Source organism: Collinsella aerofaciens, assembly GCF_040926405.1.
GTDB lineage: Bacteria > Actinomycetota > Coriobacteriia > Coriobacteriales > Coriobacteriaceae > Collinsella.
This window is the reverse complement of the sequence record NZ_JBCOIG010000014.1, coordinates 49,764-56,878: the sequence shown is the minus strand read 5'-3', so window position 1 is coordinate 56,878 and position 7,115 is coordinate 49,764. Positions and strand designations below refer to the sequence as shown.

Here is a 7,115-nt window from a genome sequence, read left to right as displayed (position 1 = left end):
TTTCAGAAGAGACCATCCCGTCGAAAGCGAAATCTGTGAAGTCCCTCACCTCTTTTGCAAAGCGCTCAGCCCAGCTTGCCGCCGGCTTTGTCTGCGCTATCGCCCTTGCCGCTGGCGCGCCCACCGTCGCCGGCGCCCAAGTGCTCACGACCGACAATGTTTGCGGCAAAACCGCCGATGCGCGCGGCATCACGGCCGAAAACCTGCCCGATATCGATGCGACCAATGCCCTCGTCATGGGCAAAGACGGCACCGTCTACTATGGGCGCGGCGCCGATGAGCAGGTCAAGATTGCCTCGATCACCAAGGTCATGACCGCAATCCTAACCGTCGAGAATTGCAAGATGGACGAGAAGGTCACGGTGAGCAACGCCGCAGTCACCGTGGGCAATTCGACCGCCGGCTTGCTCGAAGGCGACAAGCTTACCGTGGAGCAGGCGCTGCGCGGCCTGATGATTCCCTCGGGCAACGACGCCGCCATCGTGCTCGCCGAATATGTGGGCAAGAAGATCGACCCTAAGACCAAAGACGCCGAGGCCACATTTGTGAAGGCCATGAACGAGCGCGCTAAGAAGCTCGGCTGCACCGGTACGCTTTTTGAAAACCCGCATGGTCTGGACTTTGATGAGTGGGCTGGCGATATGCACTCAACCGCACACGACGTAGCGCTGATGATGCAGGAGGCCATGAAAAACGACACGATCCGCGAGGTCGTAGCGAGCGAGGATTCCTGGATCGAGGCCACGGGCGCCGACGGCACCGACCATTCGCATTCCATGGACACGCATAACTATTTGCTGGGCCAAGATGGCAACATCGGCGGCAAGACCGGCACCACCGACGACGCGGGCTATTGCTTTACGAGCGCCTACAACCGCGACGGCGACGAGATCTACACCGTCGTTTTGAACTCCACCACCACCGACCAGCGCTTTACCGATACCGCAACCCTTGCCAATTGGTACTACGGTCACAAGGCGGCGGTCGCAATCGCCAACACGCAGGAAAAGACCGCCAACGGCAACCCGCTTATGGCGCGCATCAGTCAAACCGACTGGACGGATAAGACGATCGACGCCACGCTCGCCGATCCTACGGCGCAAGCGACCGTGTTTTCCCTTGCCGGCGAGGTGACCGAAAAGGTTAGCTACGACGATCTTTCGGGCACGGTGCATGTTGGCGACAAGGTAGGCAGCGTTACGCTCAAGCAGGACGGCACCAAGGTCGCCGTCATGGACCTGGTTGCCGACGAGGAAGGCACAGGGCCGAATCCCATTGAATGGCTCCTCGTGAAGCTCGACCGCCTGGGCCGCCGCATCGACAACCGGCCACTCACGGCAGAGAGCGAGACCGTAGCCAAGGCGCCCGAGGTGTAGGGCTGGGGGAACATTACATTTGAGATTGGAGAGGCGTCCAACGGGCGCCTCTTTTTGAATACCTCTTAAACGGGATGCGTCAGAATCACCAAAGCGACATTGCTAGCCGTTTACCTTCGCTGTGTCTTTTCGGACCTTGAAAACGGGTCCACCGGGCATGCTAGTAGATCCTTTCGACCTCCTTGGTCAAGGCCCTGAAAAGGTCCCCAGCTGAGGGGTCTGCCCCAGGACACAGCGATTGCCAGGCACCCGTTTCTCCGATGGTGCCCGCACTCGTCATAACAAGATCGTCGCTCCGCCTGCGAATGGAGACACTAACGGAGCGGCCATTATGGAACCCATGGATATCGACTTTATTTATGCGCCCATCAGCTAGATAACTAATCATGACATTGATGCTGTCACCATACTCCGGCAATTCGAAGCCGTGGGAATCCATCAATAGCTTCACGTCCTGATGGTAAATGCGGGCCTCGACGACATTCTTGGGCATCTTCCCCGTCTTTGTTGGAGAGCAAAAGCTGATGCTTGGCTCCTCTTCGCTCATGCCTCGGTCAAACCTAAGCATGCACGGGCATACCGACTCAATGGTTCGCAAGGCGTCCGCCGCGACCTTTTCCTCGGTAAACATCTCCACGTCGATGCCGTTTTCTTCCATATAGGCACGGTTTTTACGTTGAAGCTCTAGCCGAGCCGCAGCCTCCCCATCTCCACGCTGTTCCCAATTTCCGGAGTCGGCGACATTTCGATCGAATGTAGAATCAACGGAACATGGCGCTTGCTGTTGAGTCTGATCACTGTCGCCGAGACGCCTTAGCTCGGAGCGTCTCATCAGTAGTGTCACAATATCAAACAGCCAACCAAATCCAAAAAGGCCAAAGGTAAAGAGATATAGAAAGAAGCTACCCCACATCCGTGCATACGCCCTATGAGCGCCCGACCACCCAAGAAGGAAGCATAGCAAAAGCGCCTTGTTTGCCCTGTCAACCGACGTAATCTCTCGAGTGAGAGATTTCTGTTCAGGCTTCGCCAAAGGTGTAATTTCATGCGATGAAACAGTAATTGAGGACGTCCTTGACGCCGAGCTCCGAGCGCCTGATTTAGCAACGGCGCGAGCGACATCCCCAACTCCGACGGTCGTTCTGCTGTATACGGCATTGTAAGCAGCCTTCTTCGGATTTTTGATCCACCCCATGCCCTTCTTACCATAGCCGGGGATTATCGCCCGCTTTACCGCGCGCTTCGCTCTGCCGGTCGTTCTTGCCTTGAGTGATGTCTTTAGATTCGGCTTACGCAGCCCGACCTTTACCATATTTCTACTCCATCCCCTCGGAACCCCACACCGGGGTGCACGAGCACGCCTGGGTCTCCCCGTTTTCAAGCGCCCCGTGTTTGCCTAATGTTCACGCCCTTTCGGACTCTAATCCCCAGCTGCCATTCTTGATAATAAAAAAGGGCCCCAAATGGGACCCTTCTTCAAAGTCATACTGGCGGAGAGCTGGGGATTCGAACCCCAGATGCCCTTTTGGGGCATACTCGCTTAGCAGGCGAGCACCTTCGGCCTCTCGGTCAGCTCTCCGTAACAGCCGTTCTATAGTAACCAAACAGCCGAAGTTGGGCAAGGGGAATTTTGAGGCGTTTCCTCTTTTACCTCTCTTTTACCAGTAAACGTCTCAGTCAATCATCTCAACCTGTAACATCTGCAGGCCGTAATCCCCTCCAGATGTTACAGGTTGAGACAAAGATACAAGGACGGCCCCAGCGACAGCGCGGACAGCCCATTCTTTATTAGTCCTCTCGAACGGTCTCCAACAGATAATCGCGCATGTATGGAATTGCAAACGAAACACGGCCATAGCCCGCGGGCTCAATCAACCCCGCATCGATCAGACGCTTGCGATATGACCCAACTTTGTTCGCCGACAAACCCATCTTCTTGGCGATATCGCCGTTGGCGATATCGACGCCCTCGCATTGAGCCATCGCCGCGAGATACTGAAACTGCCGTTCCGACACCCTGCGCAGCGCTGGGGCAATCACCATAGCATTAAAGCTATCAAGAGCCGCCTGGATACCCTTACGAGCCGCCTCTTCGCTCACGCTCTCCGCCCCACTGCGCGCAGCAACCTGCCAAGCGTAATATCCGACCAGCTGGACCATAAAGGGATAGCCTGCCGAAGCTTTTGTTAATAGCTCAGCGGCACCTTTGTCGAGCTCCTTGCCCGCTCGTCTCATCGTATCCTCAAACGATCCGCCAACTTCAAAATCGGAAAGCCGAGTAAGTTCAACATGTTTGGCTCGCTGAAGGAACGTCAACGTATCATCCACCACCACGCCATCTACCGATGTCGGCAGCCCGGCGAAAGCGAAAGCGACATTCGCTCCTTGGCGGATCAAGAGCTGCATCTCATTGCCTAGCTCGCGCATTTCCTCAGTTGAGGCATCCTGGATCTCGTCGAGCGTAATGAGCAGACCACCGCGCTTCGCAGCATCGTACATCGCCTCGCCCAGATGAGAGGCCGACTTCGACATCTCCATGGAGCCAAGGCTGACCCCTAAAATCGATGGGGAAATCGAGATTGATTCAAGACGAACGTTTCGCTGCAGAGCCTCGAGGATTCTATTGCAAAAACCAGCATTGGAGGCAACGTCAACGACCTCGAATCCTTTTTTGCGTGCAAGGTCACCCAATGCATTAAGGAGCACCGTTTTACCTGTGCCTCGGACGCCCGAGATGCGCATGAGTCGATCGGGGGCACCAGGACCATTCTCAAGAGCCTCGGCAAAGTCATCCAAAACAGTGTCCCGTCCGATAAGCTCAGGCGGATTCATGCCCGCCGTTGGCTTAAAGGGGTTAACAGCTTTCGTCATTCTGCCCTCCTCTGCTAGTTTTAACAACTTTAACAAAGTTTAGCAACTTTAGCAGAGTTTAACAGTTTTAGCAGGCTCGGCGGCTTTATGCCTTACCAATCCTGCCGGGTCCTCCCGCCCGCGCCGATACAAATAGCGCGGTGCGGCCCCTCTATATCGCCCCTACCCCAGCGAGCGGTTGAGGGAGCCGAGCTCGTCGTTGCCCATGGTGCGCCACATTTGGAAGATGCAACCGCGTGCCAGGAAAAAGAAGCCGTTGTCGACCAGTTGCACAGCGGCATCTGCCAGCTGATTCGTCACGGCGGACACTGGCGGCAACTCAAGTCCAGCCTTGCGGATAGTCTCGCCCGCTTCCTCGAACGTCGGAGGCTCGCTAACGCCCATCTCGTTCATAAGGCCCTGCATTTCTTCCAGCGCGCTACTGCCCGACTCCTCGCCGCGCGGCACGAGACGGTAACAAGCCAGCGCCAGGTCGAGCTGATCGCAATTCCAATAGGCAAACGCCAAGCGATAGAACAGGTAGCCGATTGCAGAACGATCGCTGGCAATACGTAGGCCGTGGCGCGCCACCTCGATAATCTCGTCAAAGCGCTCCAGACGCGCAAGCACGTTGATGAGCGCAAAGTGCGATTGCATGGACGAGCGCGCCAGATCGTAAAGATGGCGCACCTCGGGCAGCGCTCGTTCAAAGTCCTCTTGCTCGGCGTAAAAGCTGCAGATCTCGTGCTGGGCAAAGTACAGCGCATCGGGCGCACGAAGGATTCGCACAGAGCGGTCTTCTTCCAACACCGGTAGCACCATGCGCACCAGCTGGTTATCGCAAAACTGCGTTTGAACCGGACCTGTCGCCAAAAGCTCGGCGACGGCGCACTTAGCCTCCAACTCCTCGACAAGACGGGAAAAGCCTTCAAAAGCACCTGTACGGTCGACTTTTGCCTGCTCGCGCAATTCAACAACACGGGCCACGTATGGGTCATCGTCCTCTTCCATGACCTCCAACTCGTCAGCCTTATCGGCGAGCAGCAGATCGCGCAGCGCCGGCGGCAGTGTGCGATGGTCATCACGCGGACGAGCATGAACCTCCGCAGGCTCAATCGTCTCCGGAGCGGTTGACTCATACGCCTCAAGCACACGCTTGCACGGCATATCGTCCATGTCCATGCTCTCAAGATCCTTGGCGACAGGCACGCAATCGGCCAGATAGGCCGCGCGCCCAAAGAAATACGTTGCGACAACGCGCTCGCCCTGCTCACTGTCGGGAGCAGCAATCTGCACATAGCAGCGCGTGATGCAGGTGCCCGCGGCAAAACACGCTGCCGCAAGCGTGAGTGCCACGCGCGCATCGTGCTCCGCGGCCCAGATCGCACGCGTGTCCTCTTCCAGCTCGCGCCAGGCGTCATCTTGAGCGTCGTATTCACGTTGCGGCATGGCATTCACGACAGAGTGCCCAAACCGAACGAGCATAATCCCCTCGGCAACATTTGCCCGATAGGTATAGTCGAGCCGCGTGACCACGTTGAGCGCCTCGACAATACGCGCGAAGCGGGTACGCACATCCCACTCACCGCCCGGCTGGCAAGCCACCGTACCCGGTTTGCCCCACGGGTTATCGCTCGAGGTCGTATCGAGCAGTCGGGGAACATCGTTGGTCGTCTTGGCGATATGCCACGCATCAAAGAGCGCGCAGCCCTCAAGGCTCGGCGAGGATGCCGCAGGGGCCAATCCGGCCCCGATGCGCTCGAGGATGCCGGAGAGGCGGTTGAGACGGCACTCGATGGCAAGCAGCATGTCAATCTCGCCCTGGTCCAGCAGGCTACGATCAAAATTGAGATAGAACAGCTTCGACCGGTCGATGCGCGCTAGGCTCATTTCGGACTTGGCGGCAATGGTGCGCAGACGGGGCAAGTCGACCTCGCTCATAAGGGCGGCGGCATAACGCTCGATACCGCTCGGATTCTCGGCATGGTCAACGCGGTAGAGCAGCGTCTCGATAGCGTCAGGTAGCGGTGCCGTGTTAAAGCCCAAAAACACCTCGACCGGCTCGGGCAACTTTACGAGCTTGATCTTGTCGACAACGTTTTGCATGTCCGCATCGAGACCGTCGGCGTCCGCCGTGTTCGCAACAGCGCTTTCGGAGTTGGCAAATATCACGTAGCGCAGGAACATCGATGCCATGAACTCGCCGTAAGGAAGGGAGCGGGCCGAATTCCATGTATCGTGATCGGACTGCTCGCGCATGGGGCCTTCGGGAGAGCCGACGGTTCGCGCGCACGTACGCATTGCACCGCTGGCTTCCCTTACCATAATCTCACCAATACTGGAATCCGACTCGTCAAGGACCAGTTCCATGTCGGGATCGTTGGGCAGCGGAGCCTCGCTAACGGGGCGGTCCACCTTGTACACCTCACCCGAAACGCTTACGTAGCCCAAAAGCGACACATGACTTTTGCCAACGAATTCGACGACATAACAAGATTCATGCTGGTCCTCGCCAAAGAGTTTCCAGACCACGCCATATGAGCGTCCCGCAGGCTGCTCGGGCATCGCCGGAAAGCGCTTCTTGGGATCGAGAAACCTGAGCTTGTATGTCGGACGCTCTGCCACGAAGTATCACCCTGATCGGTCGTTGAGAGAAGGAGTGGTCGCGGATAGGCCGCGATACCTACTCGGAATCTTACACGAGTCGATAAGAAATCGTCCGCTTCACGCCCGCGCCTCGACCGAGGTTCGAATCCATGCAGTGCTTACGTAAAAGAAAAGCCCCCGTTGCCGGAGGCTTCAAGTTCAATTGGTGCGGCGTATAGGATTCCGCGCATCCGCTGCGCGGATCCGCACCGGCTTCGCCCGCCTGCCGGCGCGCTCGCCCGC

The 7,115-nt window shown here is 57.3% G+C and carries 5 protein-coding genes and 1 tRNA gene; 1 reads left to right on the top strand and 5 read right to left on the bottom strand.

The window, feature by feature from the left end:
• Positions 1–1,376: D-alanyl-D-alanine carboxypeptidase family protein (locus tag AB5758_RS06465; protein WP_368155444.1), on the top strand; the 1,376-nt coding region annotated here is incomplete at its 5' end.
• 160 nt (positions 1,377–1,536) lie between these two features.
• Here AB5758_RS06465 and AB5758_RS06460 read toward each other — a convergent pair.
• From AB5758_RS06460 to AB5758_RS06440, 5 genes are all read right to left on the bottom strand, one after another.
• Positions 1,537–2,688 (bottom strand): TM2 domain-containing protein, encoded by a 1,152-nt coding sequence (locus AB5758_RS06460; protein ID WP_035136829.1) that lies wholly within the window; start codon positions 2,686–2,688, stop codon positions 1,537–1,539.
• A 176-nt stretch (positions 2,689–2,864) separates the two neighbouring features.
• A tRNA-Ser gene (locus AB5758_RS06455) sits at positions 2,865–2,955 on the bottom strand.
• 209 nt (positions 2,956–3,164) lie between these two features.
• Positions 3,165–4,208: a DUF8462 domain-containing protein gene (locus AB5758_RS06450; RefSeq protein ID WP_368155443.1), complete on the bottom strand. Its 1,044-nt coding sequence runs from the start codon at positions 4,206–4,208 to the stop codon at positions 3,165–3,167.
• Positions 4,209–4,409: 201 nt separating this feature from the next.
• Positions 4,410–6,851: a tetratricopeptide repeat protein gene (locus AB5758_RS06445; RefSeq protein ID WP_368141436.1), complete on the bottom strand. Its 2,442-nt coding sequence runs from the start codon at positions 6,849–6,851 to the stop codon at positions 4,410–4,412.
• A 70-nt stretch (positions 6,852–6,921) separates the two neighbouring features.
• Positions 6,922–7,115, bottom strand: a 194-nt coding sequence (locus AB5758_RS06440) for a hypothetical protein (RefSeq protein ID WP_368155441.1), incomplete at its 5' end; no start/stop codon positions are given.

Bases quoted from the DNA above. Each gene is read 5' to 3' on its own strand.
- AB5758_RS06450 (WP_368155443.1), bottom strand. From the start codon at position 4,208: ATGAATCCGCCTGAGCTTATCGGACGGGACACTGTTTTGGATGACTTT.
- AB5758_RS06460 (WP_035136829.1), bottom strand. From the start codon at position 2,688: ATGGTAAAGGTCGGGCTGCGTAAGCCGAATCTAAAGACATCACTCAAG.